Below are 19,903 nucleotides of genomic sequence, written 5' to 3'. Positions count from 1 at the left end.
TATTTTTTAAATAATCTCTTTGTTTTTTGATATATAATTAACAAAAACAAAGGGATTATGATGGATTATAGAATTGAAAAAGATACTATGGGAGAAATCAAGGTTCCAAATGATAAATATTGGGCAGCTCAGACCCAAAGAAGTTTGGAAAACTTTCCCATAGGTATTGAAAAAATGCCAAAAGAGATAATCAAAGCTTTTGCATACTTAAAAAAATCATGTGCAATAGTAAACTATGATTTACAAAAACTTTCAATAGAAAAAAAAGATGTTATATCAAAAGTTTGTGATGAAATAATTGAGGGAAAACTTGATGATAATTTTCCTTTAGCTGTTTGGCAAACAGGAAGTGGAACCCAATCAAATATGAACTTAAATGAAGTAATAGCTTCACGGGCAACTGAACTTTTAGGAAAAGATTTTAGAGTTGAAAAACTAATACATCCAAATGATGATGTAAATAAAGGTCAAAGTTCAAATGATACATATCCTAGTGCCATGAGAATAGCTTTTGTTTTAGAGTTACAAAAACAACTAATTCCTGCAATAAATCAACTAAAAACAACCCTAGAAAATAAAACAAAAGAGTTTGAAAATATCATCAAAATAGGAAGAACACATCTTCAAGATGCTACACCACTTACTCTAGGACAAGAGTTTTCAGCTTATGTTGAGATGTTAGAAAAAGCACTAAATCAAATCGATGATAGTATGAAGTATATTTGTGAACTTGCTATTGGAGGAACGGCTGTTGGTACAGGACTAAATTCTCACCCAGATTTTTCGCGCCTTGTTTGTGAAAACTTGAATATAAATACTAATACAAAATATAAATTTATCTCACATCCAAATAAATTTCACTCTTTAACTTCCCATGATGGAGAGGTTTTTTTAAGTGGAGCCTTAAATGCCTTAGCTAGTAATCTGATGAAAATAGCAAATGATATAAGATGGTTAGCTTCAGGACCACGATGTGGAATAGGAGAGTTAAATATTCCAGAAAATGAACCTGGAAGTTCAATCATGCCAGGAAAAGTAAATCCAACCCAAAGTGAAGCCATGACAATGGTTGCTGTCCAAGTTATGGGAAATCATTCAACAGTTAGTATTAGTGCTAGTCAAGGGAATTTTGAATTAAATGTATTTAAACCAGTGATTGCATATAATATTTTACAATCAATTAGACTTTTGAGTGACACAATGAATGCTTTCAATGATAATTGTGCTGTTGGAATAAGTGCAAATAATAAAAATATAGAAAAATATCTAAATGATTCTTTGATGCTTGTAACTGCACTAAATCCTTATATTGGCTATGAAAAAGCAGCACTTATAGCAAAAACTGCACATAAAAATGGAACAACTTTAAAGCAAGAAGCACTAAGATTGGGAATACTTAGTGAAAAAGAGTTTGATGAGTATGTAAAACCCCAAGAGATGGTAAGACCTAAGATTTAAAGGTCTACCATAGCTTTAAAAAAAGCTCCACTTCTTCCAATATTTTCCACATTTACATGCATTTTTTCATTGATTCTATCATCTTCTATGAACTGTTTTTTTATCTCTAAAATAAGAGGTGTAGTTTTCCCAGGTATTTTAACTGTGTCGTAGTATTCACAAAATAAAGCACTTTGAGAAGATGAAATCATAGGTGGGAAATCTTCAAGTATTTTTTGTACCTTTATATCATACTCTTCTATCTCACTTTGTTCTTTTTTTAACATAGTCGAACAAAGTTTTACTTTATCCACATTGTCTTTATTTGCAAAACAAATTGTGGCCTTTTTTGTTTTTAAGATATTTGCTAAGCTATCTTTTGGAGTACCATCATCTTTTATTCCAATGGCTACAATTAAAGTAGCGGGATTACTTGATATTGGTATAAAGTATGAAAAAGGAGCTGCATTTATAACTCCATTATCTTCTGTTACTATCCAAGCAATAGGTCTTGGAACTACTGTATCAGATATTATTTTATATCTATTTAAATCATCTATTTTCTCATAATCTAGTATCATATAGTAACCTTTTATTTAATTATATTTTAGTTTATTATAGCAATTTTTAAAATTACATAAAATGTTAATTTCTGTGCATAAAAGATTATTTAAACTATCTTAATTATTTGCAAAGATATTAGCTTAATGGTCTCTTTTGTAACCAAATTGGAGTATAATATTATATTAACGAATTATTAACAGAAACAAAAAGGGAGAAAAAATGAGAGGCCAGTTAGGTTTTGGTAATAAGTTATTATTACAAGTATTAAGTACGATGATTATAGTTTTTGGAATAACAATGTTTTTTGTTATTAAATATTCATATGAAACTTCACAAAGTGAGGCTACGCAGTATTTACAAGAAGCTGCATTCAAAGAAGCTAGTATAATACAAGGAGAAGTTGAGAAAACGATTCTTGTTACTAGACTAATGGGTAAAAAGTTTGAGGCAACTTTTAAAACTGGCCTTAGCTTAGAACCAAAAGAAGTAATTCAATACTTTAAAGATATCTTAAATCATAATGAGATTATTGTTGGTACTTGGTTTAAAATAAAAGATAAGACACTACTTTTCCCTGAGAATATGGAATTGGCTGGAAAAGAAGGTTATGATAAGGTTGGACAATTTAATCCTTATATTACAAGAACAGATTCTGGAATATCTGTTTCTCCTGGTGCTGTTTATTCTGAGAAAGATGCATGGATAAAGGGTCCTATGGAAAGTGGTAAATTATATATTACTAAGCCATATTTATATCCTGTAAATGGAGAAAAAGTACTTATGGTAAGTATTGGAGTACCTATGTACAATAATAACCAGTATATAGGGGTAGCAGGGATTGATATTAATTTAGAAACCTTTGCTAAAAAATCAAAAGAGACAAGGTATTATGATACTGGTTACTTTTTTCTTGTAGGACAATATAAATATACTTTAGCCCATCCAATAAGAGAAAAATTAGGAGTTTTACTTCCTACAACAGAAGAATTTAATAATGCTCTAAATAAAGCACAAGAGAATAAAGATACAACTTTTACAAGAGTAGGAGAAAATGGGTTGGTTAATTTTTATTATTCAAAAGCTGTCTCTATTGGAAATGAAGGGATTTATTGGAATCTGTTTTTAACTGTACCTGAAAATGAGTATTTGCAAAATGCATATTTTATAAGAAACTTTTCTATTATAGCTTCTTTGATTGGAATCTTATTAATGGCTGGAGTGGTTATTTTTTCTATTAAAAAACTTAATTTTAATCTACGATCAATTGGTACAGGACTTGATGGATTTTTCTTGTATTTAAATAAAGAGACAAACAAAACAGAAGCAATTGAAATCAATTCAAATGATGAATTTGGTGACATGGCTAAAAGTATAAATAAAAATGTAACTAAAATTCAAGAGGGAATAAATCAAGATAATGAATTACTTGAAAATGTTAAAAATGTAGTAAATCATGTGGGTGAAGGATATTTAAATAAACGAATAGATAAAAGCACAAGCACAGATTCTCTTAATGAGCTAAAAAATCTTCTAAATACTATGTTAGAGAACTTAGCACAATTAGTTGGAGAAGATTTAAATAAAATAAGTCAAATCTTATCCTCATACATGAAAAGAGATTTTACAGCTACATTAGATAGTGAACATTCTGGAAAAATCGGAAAAGAAATAATTGAAATGAATAGAATGATTACAGATATGTTAAGAGACAATCAAGAGGATGGATTATCTTTACAACAAAGTTCAAATGAACTTACTTCAAATGTAAAAACATTAAGTTCAAATGCTACATCTCAAGCTGCATCATTAGAAGAGACGGCTGCTTCAATAGATGAAATCACGGGTACAATTGAACAAACAAATCATAAAGCACAAGAGATGAATGCAATCTCAAATGAGACAAAAGAATCAGCAACTCAAGGTAAAAGCTTGGCAAATGATACTGTTAGTGCAATGGAAGATATCAATAATACAGTTATAAATATAAATGAAGCAATTACTGTGATTGATCAAATTGCTTTCCAAACAAATATACTTTCACTAAATGCAGCAGTAGAAGCTGCAACAGCAGGTGAGGCTGGAAAAGGTTTTGCAGTAGTTGCACAAGAGGTTAGAAACTTAGCATCTCGTTCTGCAGAAGCTGCAAAAGAGATTAAGAAGTTAGTTGAAAGTGCTACTACAAAAGCAAATAATGGTAAAACAATAAGTATTAAAATGATAGAAGGTTTTACTAACCTTGAATCAAAAATTGTAGAAACAAGTAAATTAATTGATGATGTAACAAATGCAGCAAAAGAACAATCTATAGGTATGGCACAAATAGCTGATGCAGTTGGTCAATTAGATAAATTTACACAAGAAAATGCATCAGTTGCAGATAAAACAAATGATATTGCTCAAATAACAAATGAAATAGCAATAGATATTGTAAATAATGTAAATCTAAATAACTTTGAGGGTAAAGGTAAATCAGTAAATATAGTAAAAAAAGAGAGTTCTACAAAAGTGGCTGAATCTTCTAAAACTATAAATAAAAAAATAAGTGAAAAAACTTCTACTCAAAAAGAAAAATCAAAAGTGATTACAGCAGAAAAGTCAAATGCTAATGATGAGTGGGAAAGCTTTTAATAAATATAGAGGTATAGATGAAAATAATTCTTTTAATAGCATCATTGATTTCAATTATTTACGCTATTACTCCTAAAGAACTTGTAGGAATTTGGGAAATGAGTAATTTAGAGGACAAAAGAAGTAATATATCTTTTGGACTCTATAATAGTTTTGATGAACCATTTAGCATCGAGTTTAAAGAGAATAACATTGTAAAATATGTGGATTATGAAAGTTATTATATTTTTGATACAAATAAGATTTTTGTGTCTAAACATAAGCCCGTAGATGGGATTTTCCCAAATCCAAAATCAATTGAAGTATATGAAATAACAGGACTAGTCAATAGAAATAAAACAAATGGAAGAGTTTGTTATGAAATACATATTTTGCAAAAAGCTATTAATGGATTGTATAGTAAAAAAAGTGATCAAAAAATCTGTAAGTAGTAATTACAAAGAGAAGATTCTCTCTTTGTAAATTTATTTTACTAATGGATCTGTTATTCCCAAATAGTACATAGCAATTAAACCAATAATCCCAGTAACTAAACAATAGTAAAGTGTAGGAATAACTGTTTTTCTTATTGTTTCCCCTTCTTGGTCAAGTAATCCAACCGTAGCAGATGCTGCCACAACATTGTGAATAGCAATCATATTTCCAGCTGCTGCTCCTACTGCTTGAAGAGATACCATAAGTGCAGTTGAAAGTCCAAGGGCATTTGCAACACCAAATTGGAATTGACTTAACATCATATTTGAAACAGTATTACTTCCAGCAATAAATGCTCCTAAAGCACCAATAAATGGAGCAAATAATGGGAAAATATCACCAACAGAATGTGCCACAAAGTTTGCCATGGCTACAGGCATAGAATCAAAACCAGCAGTATTTACTCCTGAATTGATAAGAATTCTAACTAATGGAATAGTAAATACAAGTACAAACCCCGCACCTAACATAACTTTTGAAGACTCAGAAAAAGATTCCTTTATCTCTTTGAATTCCATTTTGTGTAAGAAAAAAGTGATTAAAACTACAAATATCAAAATCCCACCTGGTAAATATAAAGGCGTAATAGAGTAGTTTAATCCTTCACCTAAAATATCTTTAAAAGGTATTACCCAAGCTGTAACAAAAGCTTTTGCTTCACTTGATACTCTTGTAACTACTAAAATAATTGCAACAAGTACATATGGAATCCAAGCTTTAGTTAAAGACATATTAACTTTAGTATTCATAGCATCCATATTCATCTCAAGTTTAGATACCCAACTGATTGGCCATTTTTCTTTTGGTGCAAAATCCCAAGTATCTTTTGGAATTAAAAAACCTTTTTTAGCAGCAAAAATTACAATTGGAAGTCCAACAAGAGAACCTATAATAGAAGGAAATTCTGCCCCTAAAAATATACCTGTAAGTGCATAAGGAATAGTAAATGCTAATCCACCAAATATAGCAAATGGTAAGATTGATAATCCTTCTGACCATGATTTATTTTGACCAAAAAATCTAGTCATCATAAGAGTCATAAAAAGTGGGATTAATGTTCCTGTAATAGCATGGATGATTGCAACTTCACTTGTGATGATTTGTAAGTATGTTTCCCAATTCGAACCAACAGCTTGCAAAGAGTTACTAATACTTTGTGAATCTAAACCTTTATCAACTCCTATTAAAATAGGAGTACCAACTGCACCAAATGATACAGGAGTACTTTGAATCATCATACCAATCATAACAGCAGCCATTGCAGGGAAACCAATAGCAACCAAAAGTGGAGCAGCAATGGCAGCTGTTGTCCCAAATCCAGAAGCCCCTTCTATAAATGAACCAAATAACCAAGCTATGATAATAACTTGTACCCTTCTATCTGGGCTTACATTATTAAACCCTTCTCTAATTGCTTTTATAGCACCTGAGTGTTTAAGTGTATTTAGCAATAAAATTGCACCAAAGATTATCCATAAAACAGCAAGTGTAATTAAAAAACCTTGAATTGATGATGCAAGTATTCTATTAAAACTTACTTGCCATACATAAAAGGCTACAAGTGCAGTCACTACAAATACAACTGGCATCGCTTTCTTAGCTGGCCATCTAAATCCAACTAATAAGATTGCTGCAACAAATATAGGTAGTGCAGCAAAAAGAGCTTGTGTGCTTATCTCCATAAAATCTCCTTATTTTTTCAAACTAAATAATAATTAAAGGAAATGATATTCACATGATAAAAATAGCATTTATCTAGCATTTATTAATATATGAACTAAAATGAAACAATAAGGAACATAAAATCCAAGATTTAGTAAAATCCCCCAAAAAAGATAATAGGAACCGATAATGAAATATGTAGGAGCACATGTAAGCGCAAGTGGTGGAGTGTATAATGCACCCATAAATGCAACAGCAATAGGAGCAAAAGCCTTTGCCCTTTTTACAAAAAACCAAAGACAATGGGCAGCAAAAACTTTAGAAAATGATGTTCTTGATAAATGGTTCGAAGAGATGGACAAGTGTGGAATATTGCCAAAGCATATTTTACCACATGATAGTTATCTGATAAACTTAGGACACCCAGTTGAAGAGAGTCGTCAAAAATCACTAGATGGATTTATCCATGAGATTGAAAGATGTGAAATCCTAAAACTAGACAGACTAAACTTTCACCCAGGAAGCCACCTAAGAAAGATAAGCGAAGAAGAGTGCTTAGATAATATAGCAGTTTCAATGAACAAAGCAATCGATGCCACAAATGATGTAAAACTAGTGATAGAAAACACAGCAGGACAAGGAAGCAACCTAGGCTACAAGTTCGAACATCTAGCTTATATCATAGATAAAATAGAAGATAAAAGCAGAGTTGGAGTATGTATAGACACCTGTCACATGTTCACAGCTGGATACGATATAAGAACAAGAGAAGCATACGATAAAACTTGGAAAGAGTTCGATGAGGTAGTAGGAAGACAATACCTAATGGGAATGCACATAAACGACTCAAAACCAGATTTAGGAAGTAGAGTAGATAGACACGATTCTTTAGGTGTAGGAAAGATTGGTTGGGATGCTTTTAAGTTTATTATGAATGATGAGAGAATGGATGATATTCCTCTAGTCCTTGAGACTATTAATGAGGAAATCTGGGCAGAAGAGATTGCTAATTTATATAATCTTGTAGAAAAATAAAGACTTAAAATAACATACATCTTTCGTCATATCTCTGCGTTGGAAAGAAAATCATACAAACTCATTTACTACAAGTAAAATCCTTCGTATAATTTTCTTTCCGCCTTGACCTATTTAAAAATCTGCATATTCTTTTAAGTCCTTTCTAACTATGGAAATAATTATTAATATAGTTTGAGTTATAATCATCTCTTAAATAAATCATATGAAAGTAATAAAATGAAATTTAACTATGATAAAAATTCAAAAGAATCTATTTTAGAATACTCAAAACAATTTATTGATAAAAGTCTATATAAAATTTTAGATGATGGTGCTATAAGTATTTTAGAAGAGAAAATTAATGAATATAAAGGCAAAAGGAAAGGTCTTTTAGGTGATATAGTCGAAGAATATTTATTTGGCATAAAGAATAATAATGATAAATCCCCTGACTTTAAAGAAGTAGGTATGGAGTTAAAGACTACACCTTTAAAATTTCATAAAAAAAATAAATATTCTGCAAAAGAACGTTTAGTATTTTCAATGATTGACTACATGACAGTTGTTAATGAAAATTGGGAAACAAGTTCATTTTTAGAGAAAAATAAACTACTCCTCCTTATGTTCTATTTATTTGAAGGGAATAAGAGTCTTCTTGAATATGAGTTTAAATTTGTAAAAATGTTAAATTTATTATCCGAGATTTCTGACGCTGATATCGCACAAATTCAGAAAGACTGGGAAACTATTGTAAATAAAATTAGAAGAGGAGAAGCTCATTTACTATCTGAGGGTGACACTTTATATTTAGGAGCAGCTACAAAAGCAAGTAAATCTACAAATAGACGTCCTCAACCCTATAATGATGAAGGAGCGAAACCACGTGCATTTTCTTTTAAGAATACATATATTAACTATTTGATTAAAAAGTTTTTAGGAAATGAAGATAAAGGCTATGTTTCTTTAATTCAAGATAACTTACCTTTAACAATTGAAGAGAATATTTTTTCTCGTCTAAAGCCATATATAGGGAAAAGTAATTTAGAGTTAGAAAAACAGTTTCATATCGTTTATGAGAATAAAAGACCTAAACACCATAGAAGAATTTTAGTTAATAGGTTATTAGGTTATTCAACTAATAAAATAGAAGAGTTTGAAAAGGCAAATATTACTTTGAAAGCAATTGCTATTGAATCATCAGGTGTTTTAAAAGAATCTATTTCTTTTGAAATATTTAGATACAAGGATATTATAAATGAAGTTTGGGAAGAGTCAGCTTTTTATAATCAACTTAGTTCTAAGAAGTTTCTTTTTTTAATATTTAAAAAAACTAAAGAAGGTGATATTTTTAAGGAGATAAGATTTTGGAATTTTCCAGTTAAAGATTTAGATAAAGCACAGTGGGTTTGGGATGAAACAGTACGACGAATAAGGGATAACAAAACTGATAAATTACCATCAATAAAAGAGGGAGTAGTTGCTCATGTAAGACCTCATGGATTAAAAGGTAATGATACTATTGAAACAGCACATGGGACGAAAGAAGTAAAGAAATGTTTTTGGTTAAATGCAAAATATATACAAGAACAGTTAAAAACAAAGGACATAATTTAAAGTCTATTAATTGATCTTATGGAAGAAATAAGATATAATGTGAAAATATATATAGATATTGCAAATTGTAATGTTTTAAATTAAATCTTTAATTTGGTTGTATACTTCTTTTATTATTAGATAAGGAAGTACTATGAAATCACCCAACTTATTTAGTTTTTATCAGAAGGTAGAAGAGCAAAAGAATATGAACAAGCAAATGGATGTTACAAATCAAACTATTAAAACAATTGAATTATTTGCTGGTGTTGGTGGATTTCGTATAGGATTAGAAAAAGCTAAAAAAAATAATAGTGAATTTAAAATTGTGTGGAGTAATCAGTGGGAACCTTCTACTAAAACTCAACATGCATCTGATGTATATTGTGCTAGATTTGGTTTTGAAAATCATTGTAATGAAGATATCTCTAGTGTTGATGTATCAGAAATACCAGACCATGACTTACTTGTTGGTGGTTTTCCCTGTCAAGACTATTCTGTTGCAAGTACTTTAAAAAATGCTCATGGATTAGTAGGTAAAAAAGGTGTTTTATGGTGGGAAATACATAGAATTATCAGAGATAAAAAAGAAAATGCTTCAAAATATTTATTACTAGAAAATGTAGACCGTTTGCTAAAATCACCTGCAAGTCAGAGAGGAAGAGATTTCGCAATTATTTTATCTTCTTTAAATGAGCTAGGTTATGCAGTAGAGTGGAGAGTCATAAATGCTAGTGATTATGGCATGCCTCAAAGAAGAAGACGTATTTTTATTTTTGCTACAAAACAAGATACTAAATCTTATAATATTTTAAAAGAAAATAATACATTAGAGATTTTAAATCATATTGGAATTTTTGCAAAAACATTTCCTATAAATGAAATTGAAAAAAAAGAGTTATTAATTAATAATTTAAGTGATAACCTAGTTGATATTACAGATAATTTCAATAAAGAAACACCAAAGAAAAATGCATTTTTAGATGCTGGATATATGATAGATGGAATATATTATACTGCGAAATGTAGTGCTAACTATAATGGAAAGATTTCTGTTTTGGGAGATTTCTTAGAAGATGAAAAAAATGTGCCAAAAGAATTTTATATAGATTCTGAAGAACTAAAGAAATGGGAATATCAAAAAGGTGCAAAATCTATTGAAAGAATAAATAAAAATACTGGACATAAATATTTATATACAGAAGGAAGTATGGGATTTCCCGATTGTTTAGAAAAACCTTCTCGTACAATTATTACAGGTGAAGGAGGAGCAAGTGCTTCTCGGTTTAAGCATGTAATAAAAATTAATGGCAAATATAGAAGATTAACTCCTCTTGAACTTGAACGATTAAATATGTTTCCAGATAATCATACTGTTGGTGTTACTGATAGTAAAAGAGCTTTTTTAATGGGAAATGCTTTAGTAGTAGGTATTGTAGAAAAATTAGGACACACTCTTTTAAATGAGATAATCTAAAAAATTTATTAATCAAATGTCCCTATCCCCCAAAAAACAACATCGAAGTGGAGGAAAACTTGTATTAAATGCACAAGGCAAACTTCGTGCGTTGAGCCAAATTGTTTGAGTTTTATTTGAAAGTAAATCATAGTCATAAGATTTGGGAAGTCGAAGACCGATGAAGCTGTTGAGAGCTTTTTTTATCTGCAAGCAGAATTTGCTCACTTTGTTCGTGCATGTTACTTTTTTTGCGGATAAAAAAAGTGAAAGTGAGACAGCCGAAGGATGTTCAAGATAGATTTATAATTTTAAATCAAAAAAACCAGTCTAAAACGAATTACTTTGCTTAAAAATAGTTTAAGAAACTCTTTTTCATCTCTAATTTCTCTCTTTTCATACAAAAAATCATTTTAAAAAAATCTTCAAAAATATATAATAAACCTAAGACAATAAAGGTATGGTTTATGATAAACAACAATGAGCAAAAAAATAACAACACTCTTGATTTAAATAGAACAGCGACACTTTTTAATAGTAGTTTTGAACATAAAAAAATAGTAGCAAGACCACTTGATAGAAAACAATTTAATAACTATTTTCTTATGATATCAGCATTGCCACAGTTCAAAAAGAAAAATGTACTTGATGTGTGTCCTTTGTATGATTTATTTGCTAAAAGTGATAAGATAATTTATGAACATTATGATTGTGTAGATATTGATTCTATAAAAATAAGAAGCAATAAAATCTTTATTCATATAGCAATCAATCCTAATCTTCCTTTGAGTTTTAGTGATGATATTGTAAAAAACATAGAAAAAAATGCCTTTGCAAATAGTCAAATCTCTGTAAAAACTACAAGTGATGAAAATGTTGATTATGTAAAACTTGAATTTGTATATGCAGCAGCTGATGATATTTCAACATTTGAAGAATCAGAATTATTAGAGATTTATAATAGTCTAAAAATCTTAGATAAAAATCCTGATTTACAAGAAAAAATAAAAGATATGATAGAAAAATCTTTTTCTATTTAATACTTTAAAAAACAACTACAAAATCTCAGCTTTTAACTAAAGAGATAAAATTTATTTCTTTAGTTAATTATATTTTCATAATCTACTTTAATAAAAACTCATGTAAAATATAAAAAAATATTAGGGATCTTTTTTATGATTTTACTTCTTTTGTTTTCTCCGTTTTTAGTTGCTATTGGGTGGGTTTTATATATGGATTCATCTAATATAAATATGATAGAAGAGTTTTATAAAAACAATTCTTGTAATACGATATATGATTATAAGTCAAGATATAAGGGCTTATGTAAAGATAATATAACAATTATAAATAATCAGTTTAATATAGATTTTACAAAAAATGTATATATTAAGTATGATGATATCAAAAATGTAAAAAAAGAAGATAAGAAGATTTTAATCGATACATTAAAAAGAAGTGAGAAGCTATACTTTAAAGAAAAAATCGACACTGATACTTTTTATGAAGGCTTAAATAAAATCTTAAAATAGGAGTATCTTCTTTTAAGATTTTTTAATGTATTATTGATATTTATGGAAGAAAATTTTACAGATATAACAAAAACAGGAATAACTATTAAATGAACGAATTAATTAAATTTATACAAAGCATAGACTTGCAAAAAGAGGACCTTTTTGTACAATTGAAGTGTAATTTAGAAGAGGGAAAAATACTTCAATATCTTACAAAAGAGTATATAAGTGGAAGAGATGCTTTGATGGTGATTGATATTTTATCAGAGTTTTATGATGTAAAAAAATATGAACATCTAGAAAAACTTGAAGTTATCAAATCACTACTTGAACTGGGTTGGTTAGTTCAAAACTCATTTACACCTGTAAAACTAAGTGAATTATCAAAGTTGGAGTTACTAAATTCTAGTGTATCTTTAACTCCATCATTTTTAAAACTTATGGAAGATGGTTCTATGGATATGTCTTTACCTGAGATTACAAAATATAGTGATCACTTGGAATATTTGCAAGACCAGTTTTTCAAAATAGATTTAGCACAAAAATTAAATGTAGTGAAACATAATTTTGATGAAAAATCTCCAAATATAAAAAGACTAAAATCAAAACTTACACTTTTGGAAAATAGAATAAAAGAAAGAGTAATAGCAACGCCACATGAAATCATGCTTGTAGGGTTTTTCAAAGAAAATGATCTAAATGAACAAGAGCAAATGATATTTATTGCTTTATTAAAAGAGGAGTATTCAGGTGGTGATGAATCAATAAGAGATATGAATTCACTTATTGATTTGATTTCACATGATGATTATGAAAAAATCAAAAACAGAAGTTTATTAGAAGAGAGTTCAAAATTAGTTTCAACTGGACTTGTAGATTATGATGAGATGTTAACTCCTTTTGGTGGGATAAATAGAAATTTTTATATTCCAGATGAAGTTTTATACAAAATCTCACACCCAGCAAAAAAGAAAACAAGAGCTTCAAAAATCAAAATTGATAATGTAATAAAAGAGCAAGATATGTTTGAACTAATATCTACTGATAAAACATTAGAAGATGTTGTTTTAAATCCAAAAACAAAAGAAACATTAGATGCTCTTTTACAACAAGTTGACAAAAAAGTAATAAATAGACTTAAAGAGTGGGGAATAAAAGATAGAAAAAAAGGAATTGATGCAAGAATCATTTTCTATGGTATTGCAGGTACTGGTAAAACACTTACAGCTTTAGCTATGGCAAAATCACTTAAAAGACAAGTCTTAGCTTTTGACTGTTCTAAAATACTATCTATGTATGTGGGTGAGAGTGAAAAAAATGTTAGAAAAATCTTTGAAACATATGTTGATATAAGAGATAGAACAAAAAGTGAGCCAATACTATTACTTAATGAAGCAGATCAATTCTTAAGTTCAAGGGTAACAGAATCAACAAGTGGTAGTGATAAGATGCATAATCAGATGCAAAATATCTTTTTAGAACAAATTGAAAGATTTGATGGAATACTAATCGCTACAACAAACCTTTTAGAGAGTTTGGATAAAGCATTTTCAAGAAGATTTAATTATAAAATTGAGTTTGTAAAACCAAACAAAGAACAAAGACTAGAACTTTGGAAAAAACTATTACCAGAAAATATCCCATTGGATAAAGACTTTGATATAAATAAAATATCAGAGATAGAACTAACAGGTGGACAAATAGAGTTGGTGATTAAAAATACTGCTTATAAAGTGGCAGTTATGGATGAGCCAATTTTCAAAATGGAAGACTTCAAAGAACATATTACAAAAGAGCAAAAATCTCAATTTGACTCTGAAAATAAGGTTGGTTTTTTTTAAAAAGAGTTATCTTATAAGTACTCTTTCGAGTACTTATTTTAGGCCTTTTAATTTATCTTTTGCTTTCTTATAATTTGAATTTTTATACCACTCTTTTGCTTTTTTAATATCTTTTTTGATATCACCTTTTCCATATTGATACACTAATCCAAGATTGTATGCAGCTATATCTTTTTGCGATGTATTTTTTTTGTAAGCTCTTTCATAATACTCAATAGCTTTATTAATATCTTTTTTCCCACCTAGACCTTTTTCGTATAAAACTCCCAAATCAATAAGAGATTCACCATAATTATTACTTGCGGCATAAGAAAAATATTTTCTTGCATTTTCATATTCTTTTCTTTTTTTATAATAATTACCTAAAAAATTAGAAACACTGTCATTTGAATAAGCTACTCGTTTATAATATTCAACTGCCTTTTCAAGATCTTTTTTAACTCCAAAACCTTTTTCATAAAATTTTGCTAATAAAAAGGCACTATCTTTGTCATGTTCTTCATATCCCAATTTTAAGTATTTTAATGCTTCATTATAATCAAGTCTTATTATTGGTAAAGTTTTATCATCATGATAATATAGATTTGCAAGTCTGTAATATCCAGATTTATATCCTTTATCTATTGCTATTAAATAATTCTCTTTTGCTTTTTCTAAGTTAACTTCTACGCCTTTTCCATAGTTGTAAAGCCAAGCAAGTGTTGCATAGTCTCTAGCTTCTCCTCGTAGTTTTATTAGTTGATTAAGGTATTTAATTCCTTCTTTATAATCTATATATTTTCCATTTCCACAAGTATCACAAATATAAAAAATAGTTAATTTTTCAATAGATCTAATATCACCTTTTAGTGCATATTTTTTATATATTTCCATTGCTTTTAGTGGTTGTTTCTCATATCCATATGGAGGGTATGTATAAAGTGATATTAAATCTTTTCTTGCTTCTTCGTCTCCCTTATTTGTAAGTTCTTCTAGTATTTTGACTGATTCATCATATTTGTTTACCTTACTATCTAAATAAAGTTTGGCAAGGCTTCTTTTACTAAATATGTCACCATAAGAAGATGCTAAAGTGTAGTATTTTATAGCTTCTTGATAATCATAAGCACGATAGCTTTCTTTTGCAAGATTTCTTAGTGTTAAAATATTTTTATAATCTTGAGTATCTGATTTTTTTAATTCTTCTAAAAAGTCTGTAAAATATTTTTTACGGTAACTTAATGTTATTTTTTTAATTATTTCTTTTTTAAGTTCTTTATCATCACTTTTTATAGCATACTCTTGCCACTTTTTTATTAGTTGAAACTCTTCTGGGTCAAAATTATATTTTGATTGAGTTCTTGTTGTGATTTCAATTATTGCATCAATATTACCTTTTTCTGCAAGTTCTTCAAAAAGTTCATTTGCAGCATTATTTTTCCCATGGGTTTTATAATATTTTGCTAATACCAGTTTCCCCTTATCCTTTTGAAGTAGTTTTTCTTTTAACTTTACATACTCATTTATATACTCTTGTGATTTTGCGTATATTCTTAATAATTCGTTCGAAGCATCTTCATTAGACAAATCAGAAGCTTTTTCTAAATAACTTATAGCTGTTTCTTTATCTATGTTTAGGGTGTCTTTTGATCTTGAATAGTTAAAAATTCTATAAATATCATAATATACTTGACTATTTGAAGAATCATATTTCAAAGATGCCTCATACAATTTAATTGCATCATTTTTATAATCGTATTGTCTTTTTAATAGTTGTGCAGTTGCAAGCATATTTTCTGTATTTTTAGAAATAATCACTTCATTTACAAAAGTTGAGATTTTCTCTTTTTGAGTGTCTGTTCTACTATAAATTAAAGATTTAAGATATTCCATTTTTACTATAAAAGGTTCCTCAAAGCCCTTTTTCTCCATTGTTTCCAAAATCTTGGCTGTTGGTTTTTTATCGTATTTTTTTGAAAATTCAGTGTACAAATCTGATAATTGTTTTTTTGATAGTTTATCAATTACTTTATTTAGTAATTGATTCGCATCTTTATTTGCATATCCTTGCAAATATTTTTTTATAAGAAGTACAGAAGAATTTATATCTCCTAAGTCAGATGTTTTCATTAAAATAGCGGTAGCTTTTTCTTTTCCATTTATAAACATATCAGAATATTTATAATAGATTTTAGCAATATTTGTTTGCCCTTGGATATCTTCGCTTTTTTCTATAAGAGGATACCATTTGTTAAAATAATATAGTCCTTCTTTTGTTTCAGGGAAGTTATAAAACTCTACTAAATCCAACATGGCTGGAATATTCCCATTATTAGATTTTTGTATTAGGTTTTCTTTTGAATCAATATTTCTATTTGTTGAACTTATATTAGTACAAGCTGCAAAAAACAGCGTAATAAAAAGTAGTGATGATAGTATTTTCATTATTTCTCCATGTAAAAAATTATTTAAGTCGTAATAGTAGAGAAAATAAGCTTAAAATAGTTGAAAAAAATAATTATGGAATAAATATTGCATATATAGAACTTTGTAAGATGTTATTCTAAAAACTAATATGAACTATTTATTTTATTTTAAGCCAAGCTTATTATAAATCCATTATGAAATAGTTTTATCTATCTTTTGAGTAAATAAGGAATAAACTTTTAATAAATGCATGTTTTATATGTATAAATATTAAGTCTAGATTTAAAAGCTTTTTGCTAATATCTAGCTGAATGTAAATTAAAATGAAAAAACTAAATTCTTTAAATATAAATAAATTAAGGATGTAATATGACTCATATGGATTTTTCTCATCCGTATTTTGGTGTTTTTGTTATGTTTGTTTTAACCTTTGGTGCTTTTATTGCAACAGTGTGGTTAGCAAGGCTTGTAAGTAGAAAAATGGCAAGACTTGATACAGAAAAATTAAAAACTACATACTATGAATGTGGTCCAGAAGTTACAAAGCAACCAAATACTATCTCTGTACAATTTTACCTTATGGCTTTATTATTTATTTTATTTGATATAGAGATTATTTTTATGTTTCCATGGGCTGTGGATTTTAAAGTCTTAGGTTGGTTTGGATTTGTGGAGATGATTCTATTTATTGCATTATTAACTATTGGCTTTATTTATGCATGGAAAAAAGGAGCGCTTGAATGGCACAGCATAAAATAAAATATTTTCAAGATGGTGGAGCACCTATTGCTCTTTCAACTGTTGACAAAATTGTAAACTTCGGGCGAAGTAACTCTTTATGGCCTTTGACTTATGGTTTAGCCTGTTGTGCAATTGAGATGATGGCAGCTGGTGCTTCAAGATACGATTTTGATAGATTTGGAACTATCTTTAGAGCAAGTCCAAGACAAGCAGATGTGCTTATTGTTGCTGGAACTTTGACAAAAAAGCATGCTGAATATATGAGAAGACTATATGACCAAATGCCAGATCCCAAATGGGTTATTTCTATGGGAAGCTGTGCAAATACAGGTGGGATGTTTAACACTTATGCCACGGTTCAAGGAGTAGATAGAGTAATCCCTGTGGATATTTATCTTCCTGGATGTGCTCCAAGACCTGAAACTTTGCAATATGCTCTTATGATGCTTCAAAAGAAAATAAGAAGAGAATCTTCATTTTTATCTAAAAAGAAAAAGAGGTTAGTATAATGAGAAAATATACTCCTAAAGATAATGTACAAAAAAAATCATACTACAATGATAGATTTTTTGTATCACCAATGGTTCCTAGAACTGATTATAAAAGTGATGAAATCTATGAAAAAGATATTGAAAAGATAAGTTCAAAAGTTCAAATACTAGAAGCCTATATTGAAAATCATGAATTAGTAATATATATAAACCCAAAAGATAATGTAACTACACTAAAACTTCTAAAAGAAGAGTTAGAATATGACATGCTTATGGAACTTTCTGCAATAGATTATCTAGCTGATAAAAAAGGTTTTGAAATCTTTTATGAAATGCTTTCTATGAGTAAACATAAAAGAATGAGAATTAAGTGTTTTATTGAAGAAAAACAAACTCTAGAATCAGTTTATTCTTTATTTAAAATGGCAAACTGGTCAGAGAGAGAAATGTATGATATGTATGGGGTAAAAGTAATAAATCATCCAAATATGAAAAGAATACTTATGCCTGATGATTGGTATGACCACCCTTTAAGAAAGACATATCCTCTTCATGGTGATGAAGTTGCACAATGGTACGAAGTAGATCATATTTTTGGAAAAGAAGCAAGAGAAGAAATAGGTCCAGAAGAGAGAGACGATGCAGCTATTGATAGATATGACACTACAAGATTCTCAAGATTAGGTCATGAAGTTCCTTTTGGAACACCAATAGTTGAGGGAGAAGAAAAAGAGACACCTCTTGCTTATACCGAAGAGGGTGGTGTTAAACTTTTTGGAAAACGACTTGTTAAAGATTTTGATGCGAAAAAATCAAAAATATTAGATGAGAGAAGGTAGATAATGCAACAAACCAATAGACTAAAACCTTTTTTTGAAAATATAAACTTCGAGCGAGAAGATAATACTATGGTGGTCAATTTTGGACCACAACATCCATCTGCCCATGGACAAATGAGACTTATTTTAGAACTACAAGGTGAAGAGATAATAAAAGCTAGGCCTCATATTGGATACTTACATAGAGGTATGGAAAAAATGGGTGAGAATATGATTTATAATGAGTTTTTGCCAACAACAGACAGAATGGATTATATTGCTGCTACTTCAAATAATTATGGATTTGCCCTTGCAGTTGAGAAACTTCTAGGAATAGAAGCACCAAGAAGAGCAGAAGTAATAAGAACTATGTTAATAGAACTAAATAGAATAATCTCTCATCTATTTTGGCTTGCAACTCATGCCCTTGATGTGGGAGCTATGTCTGTATTTTTATATGCCTTTAGAGAAAGAGAGTTTGCCCTAGACTTGATAGAAGACTATTGTGGAGCAAGACTTACTCATAGTGCAGTTAGAATAGGAGGAGTACCTTTAGATTTACCTGATAATTGGTGTGAGAGTTTAGAAAAATATTTAAATATTTTACAAGTGGAAATTCCAAAATATGAAGCACTTTTAACAGATAATAGAATTTGGCGAATGAGACTTGAAAATGTTGGAGTAATCAATAATGAAACAGCAAAATCTTGGGGATGTACGGGACCAATATTGAGAGCTACTGGTCAAAAATGGGATTTAAGAAAAGAGATGCCTTATGGTATATATCCAGAGCTTAATTTTGATATACCAATAGCAAGTGCTGGAGATAGTTTTGCTAGATATCAAGTACATATGCAAGAGATGAGAGAATCATCAAAAATATTAAGACAATTGGTTCCTATGTATAAAGCTTCTCCTTCACAACTTATGGCAAATGAACCTCAATATATCTCTGCTACAAAAGAGGATATTATGACTCAAAATTATGCCTTGATGCAACACTTTGTTTTAGTAACTCAAGGTATGAGACCACCTCGTGGTGAAGTTTATGTGGCAACAGAATCACCAAAAGGTGAGTTGGGATTTATGATTGTAAGTGATGGAAGTCCTTATGCATACAAGATGAAACTAAGAGCACCTTCTTTTTGGCATACTTCTATTTTAGAAGAAATATTAGTTGGTCACCAATTAGCTGATGTTGTTACTATTATTGGTAACTTGAACGTAGTTTTTGGTGAGATTGATAGATAAGGAGTAGATA

At 29.2% G+C, this 19,903-nt stretch carries 16 protein-coding genes; 13 read left to right on the top strand and 3 right to left on the bottom strand.

Going from position 1 to position 19,903, the window contains the following annotated elements:
• Window positions 1–60 precede the first annotated feature (60 nt).
• Window positions 61–1,458 carry a class II fumarate hydratase gene (gene fumC / locus ACNI3D_RS16100; RefSeq protein ID WP_419767703.1) on the top strand — a complete coding sequence of 466 codons (1,398 nt, stop codon included), beginning with the start codon at window positions 61–63 and terminating at the stop codon, window positions 1,456–1,458.
• On the opposite strand, the gene ACNI3D_RS16095 is transcribed toward fumC, so the two are convergent.
• A complete protein-coding gene (locus tag ACNI3D_RS16095) occupies window positions 1,455–2,018 on the bottom strand; it encodes a flavin reductase family protein (RefSeq protein ID WP_419767702.1) in 564 nt (187 codons plus the stop codon). The genes fumC and ACNI3D_RS16095 overlap by 4 nt on opposite strands.
• 202 nt (window positions 2,019–2,220) lie before the next feature.
• Here ACNI3D_RS16095 and ACNI3D_RS16090 point away from each other — a divergent pair, with 202 nt between their 5' ends.
• Both ACNI3D_RS16090 and ACNI3D_RS16085 read left to right on the top strand, forming a co-directional pair.
• The gene (locus ACNI3D_RS16090) at window positions 2,221–4,629 is read left to right on the top strand and encodes a methyl-accepting chemotaxis protein (RefSeq protein ID WP_419767701.1); all 2,409 of its coding nucleotides are present in this window, start codon (window positions 2,221–2,223) and stop codon (window positions 4,627–4,629) included.
• 17 nt (window positions 4,630–4,646) lie between these two features.
• Window positions 4,647–5,060: a hypothetical protein gene (locus tag ACNI3D_RS16085; protein ID WP_419767700.1), complete on the top strand. Its 414-nt coding sequence runs from the start codon at window positions 4,647–4,649 to the stop codon at window positions 5,058–5,060.
• A gap of 33 nt (window positions 5,061–5,093) precedes the next feature.
• Here ACNI3D_RS16085 and ACNI3D_RS16080 read toward each other — a convergent pair whose 3' ends face one another.
• Window positions 5,094–6,785 (bottom strand): L-lactate permease, encoded by a 1,692-nt coding sequence (locus ACNI3D_RS16080; RefSeq protein ID WP_419767699.1) that lies wholly within the window; start codon window positions 6,783–6,785, stop codon window positions 5,094–5,096.
• Between the two features lie 169 nt (window positions 6,786–6,954).
• Between ACNI3D_RS16080 and nfo the strand changes: the two genes are divergently transcribed.
• The 6 genes from nfo to ACNI3D_RS16050 all read left to right on the top strand — a co-directional run bounded on the left by nfo (window position 6,955) and on the right by ACNI3D_RS16050 (window position 14,186).
• The gene (gene nfo, locus ACNI3D_RS16075; protein WP_419767698.1) at window positions 6,955–7,800 is read left to right on the top strand and encodes a deoxyribonuclease IV; all 846 of its coding nucleotides are present in this window, start codon (window positions 6,955–6,957) and stop codon (window positions 7,798–7,800) included.
• A gap of 219 nt (window positions 7,801–8,019) precedes the next feature.
• Window positions 8,020–9,396, top strand: coding sequence for a Sau3AI family type II restriction endonuclease (locus ACNI3D_RS16070; RefSeq protein WP_419767697.1), 1,377 nt, complete (start codon window positions 8,020–8,022; stop codon window positions 9,394–9,396).
• A 133-nt stretch (window positions 9,397–9,529) separates the two neighbouring features.
• On the top strand, window positions 9,530–10,852 hold the full coding sequence (dcm, locus tag ACNI3D_RS16065; protein WP_419767696.1) for a DNA (cytosine-5-)-methyltransferase: 1,323 nt from the start codon (window positions 9,530–9,532) through the stop codon (window positions 10,850–10,852).
• 446 nt (window positions 10,853–11,298) lie between these two features.
• Window positions 11,299–11,871 carry a hypothetical protein gene (locus tag ACNI3D_RS16060; RefSeq protein ID WP_419767695.1) on the top strand — a complete coding sequence of 191 codons (573 nt, stop codon included), beginning with the start codon at window positions 11,299–11,301 and terminating at the stop codon, window positions 11,869–11,871.
• A 135-nt stretch (window positions 11,872–12,006) separates the two neighbouring features.
• Window positions 12,007–12,363, top strand: a complete 357-nt coding sequence (locus ACNI3D_RS16055) for a hypothetical protein (protein WP_419767694.1) — start codon at window positions 12,007–12,009, stop codon at window positions 12,361–12,363.
• 89 nt (window positions 12,364–12,452) lie between these two features.
• A complete protein-coding gene (locus tag ACNI3D_RS16050) occupies window positions 12,453–14,186 on the top strand; it encodes an ATP-binding protein (protein WP_129100833.1) in 1,734 nt (577 codons plus the stop codon).
• A 33-nt stretch (window positions 14,187–14,219) separates the two neighbouring features.
• On the opposite strand, the gene ACNI3D_RS16045 is transcribed toward ACNI3D_RS16050, so the two are convergent.
• The gene (locus ACNI3D_RS16045) at window positions 14,220–16,610 is read right to left on the bottom strand and encodes an SEL1-like repeat protein (RefSeq protein WP_419767693.1); all 2,391 of its coding nucleotides are present in this window, start codon (window positions 16,608–16,610) and stop codon (window positions 14,220–14,222) included.
• Window positions 16,611–16,961: 351 nt separating this feature from the next.
• Here ACNI3D_RS16045 and ACNI3D_RS16040 point away from each other — a divergent pair, with 351 nt between their 5' ends.
• The 4 genes from ACNI3D_RS16040 to nuoD are packed head-to-tail and all read left to right on the top strand — an operon-like array spanning window position 16,962 to window position 19,893.
• Window positions 16,962–17,351, top strand: a complete 390-nt coding sequence (locus ACNI3D_RS16040; RefSeq protein ID WP_419767692.1) for an NAD(P)H-quinone oxidoreductase subunit 3 — start codon at window positions 16,962–16,964, stop codon at window positions 17,349–17,351.
• A complete protein-coding gene (locus ACNI3D_RS16035) occupies window positions 17,333–17,842 on the top strand; it encodes a NuoB/complex I 20 kDa subunit family protein (protein ID WP_419767691.1) in 510 nt (169 codons plus the stop codon). Before ACNI3D_RS16040 ends, ACNI3D_RS16035 begins: the two co-directional genes overlap by 19 nt.
• Window positions 17,842–18,663, top strand: coding sequence for an NADH-quinone oxidoreductase subunit C (locus ACNI3D_RS16030; protein WP_419767690.1), 822 nt, complete (start codon window positions 17,842–17,844; stop codon window positions 18,661–18,663). The genes ACNI3D_RS16035 and ACNI3D_RS16030 overlap by 1 nt, the downstream gene beginning before the upstream one ends.
• A 3-nt stretch (window positions 18,664–18,666) precedes the next feature.
• Window positions 18,667–19,893 carry an NADH dehydrogenase (quinone) subunit D gene (gene nuoD / locus ACNI3D_RS16025; RefSeq protein ID WP_419767689.1) on the top strand — a complete coding sequence of 409 codons (1,227 nt, stop codon included), beginning with the start codon at window positions 18,667–18,669 and terminating at the stop codon, window positions 19,891–19,893.
• Window positions 19,894–19,903: the final 10 nt, after the last annotated feature.

Origin of the sequence: Arcobacter siniprincipis (SeqCode) (assembly GCF_048571125.1) — a bacterium.
Taxonomy (GTDB): Bacteria; Campylobacterota; Campylobacteria; order Campylobacterales; family Arcobacteraceae; genus Arcobacter; species Arcobacter siniprincipis.
This window is presented reverse-complemented; position numbering and strand designations above follow the sequence as displayed.

Excerpts from the sequence above, each read along its gene's own strand:
- fumC (WP_419767703.1), top strand. The coding sequence starts at position 61 with ATGGATTATAGAATTGAAAAAGATACTATGGGAGAAATCAAGGTTCCA.
- ACNI3D_RS16095 (WP_419767702.1), bottom strand. The coding sequence starts at position 2,018 with ATGATACTAGATTATGAGAAAATAGATGATTTAAATAGATATAAAATA.
- ACNI3D_RS16090 (WP_419767701.1), top strand. The coding sequence starts at position 2,221 with ATGAGAGGCCAGTTAGGTTTTGGTAATAAGTTATTATTACAAGTATTA.
- ACNI3D_RS16085 (WP_419767700.1), top strand. The coding sequence starts at position 4,647 with ATGAAAATAATTCTTTTAATAGCATCATTGATTTCAATTATTTACGCT.
- ACNI3D_RS16080 (WP_419767699.1), bottom strand. The coding sequence starts at position 6,785 with ATGGAGATAAGCACACAAGCTCTTTTTGCTGCACTACCTATATTTGTT.
- nfo (WP_419767698.1), top strand. The coding sequence starts at position 6,955 with ATGAAATATGTAGGAGCACATGTAAGCGCAAGTGGTGGAGTGTATAAT.
- ACNI3D_RS16070 (WP_419767697.1), top strand. The coding sequence starts at position 8,020 with ATGAAATTTAACTATGATAAAAATTCAAAAGAATCTATTTTAGAATAC.
- dcm (WP_419767696.1), top strand. The coding sequence starts at position 9,530 with ATGAAATCACCCAACTTATTTAGTTTTTATCAGAAGGTAGAAGAGCAA.
- ACNI3D_RS16060 (WP_419767695.1), top strand. The coding sequence starts at position 11,299 with ATGATAAACAACAATGAGCAAAAAAATAACAACACTCTTGATTTAAAT.
- ACNI3D_RS16055 (WP_419767694.1), top strand. The coding sequence starts at position 12,007 with ATGATTTTACTTCTTTTGTTTTCTCCGTTTTTAGTTGCTATTGGGTGG.
- ACNI3D_RS16050 (WP_129100833.1), top strand. The coding sequence starts at position 12,453 with ATGAACGAATTAATTAAATTTATACAAAGCATAGACTTGCAAAAAGAG.
- ACNI3D_RS16045 (WP_419767693.1), bottom strand. The coding sequence starts at position 16,610 with ATGAAAATACTATCATCACTACTTTTTATTACGCTGTTTTTTGCAGCT.
- ACNI3D_RS16040 (WP_419767692.1), top strand. The coding sequence starts at position 16,962 with ATGACTCATATGGATTTTTCTCATCCGTATTTTGGTGTTTTTGTTATG.
- ACNI3D_RS16035 (WP_419767691.1), top strand. The coding sequence starts at position 17,333 with ATGGCACAGCATAAAATAAAATATTTTCAAGATGGTGGAGCACCTATT.
- ACNI3D_RS16030 (WP_419767690.1), top strand. The coding sequence starts at position 17,842 with ATGAGAAAATATACTCCTAAAGATAATGTACAAAAAAAATCATACTAC.
- nuoD (WP_419767689.1), top strand. The coding sequence starts at position 18,667 with ATGCAACAAACCAATAGACTAAAACCTTTTTTTGAAAATATAAACTTC.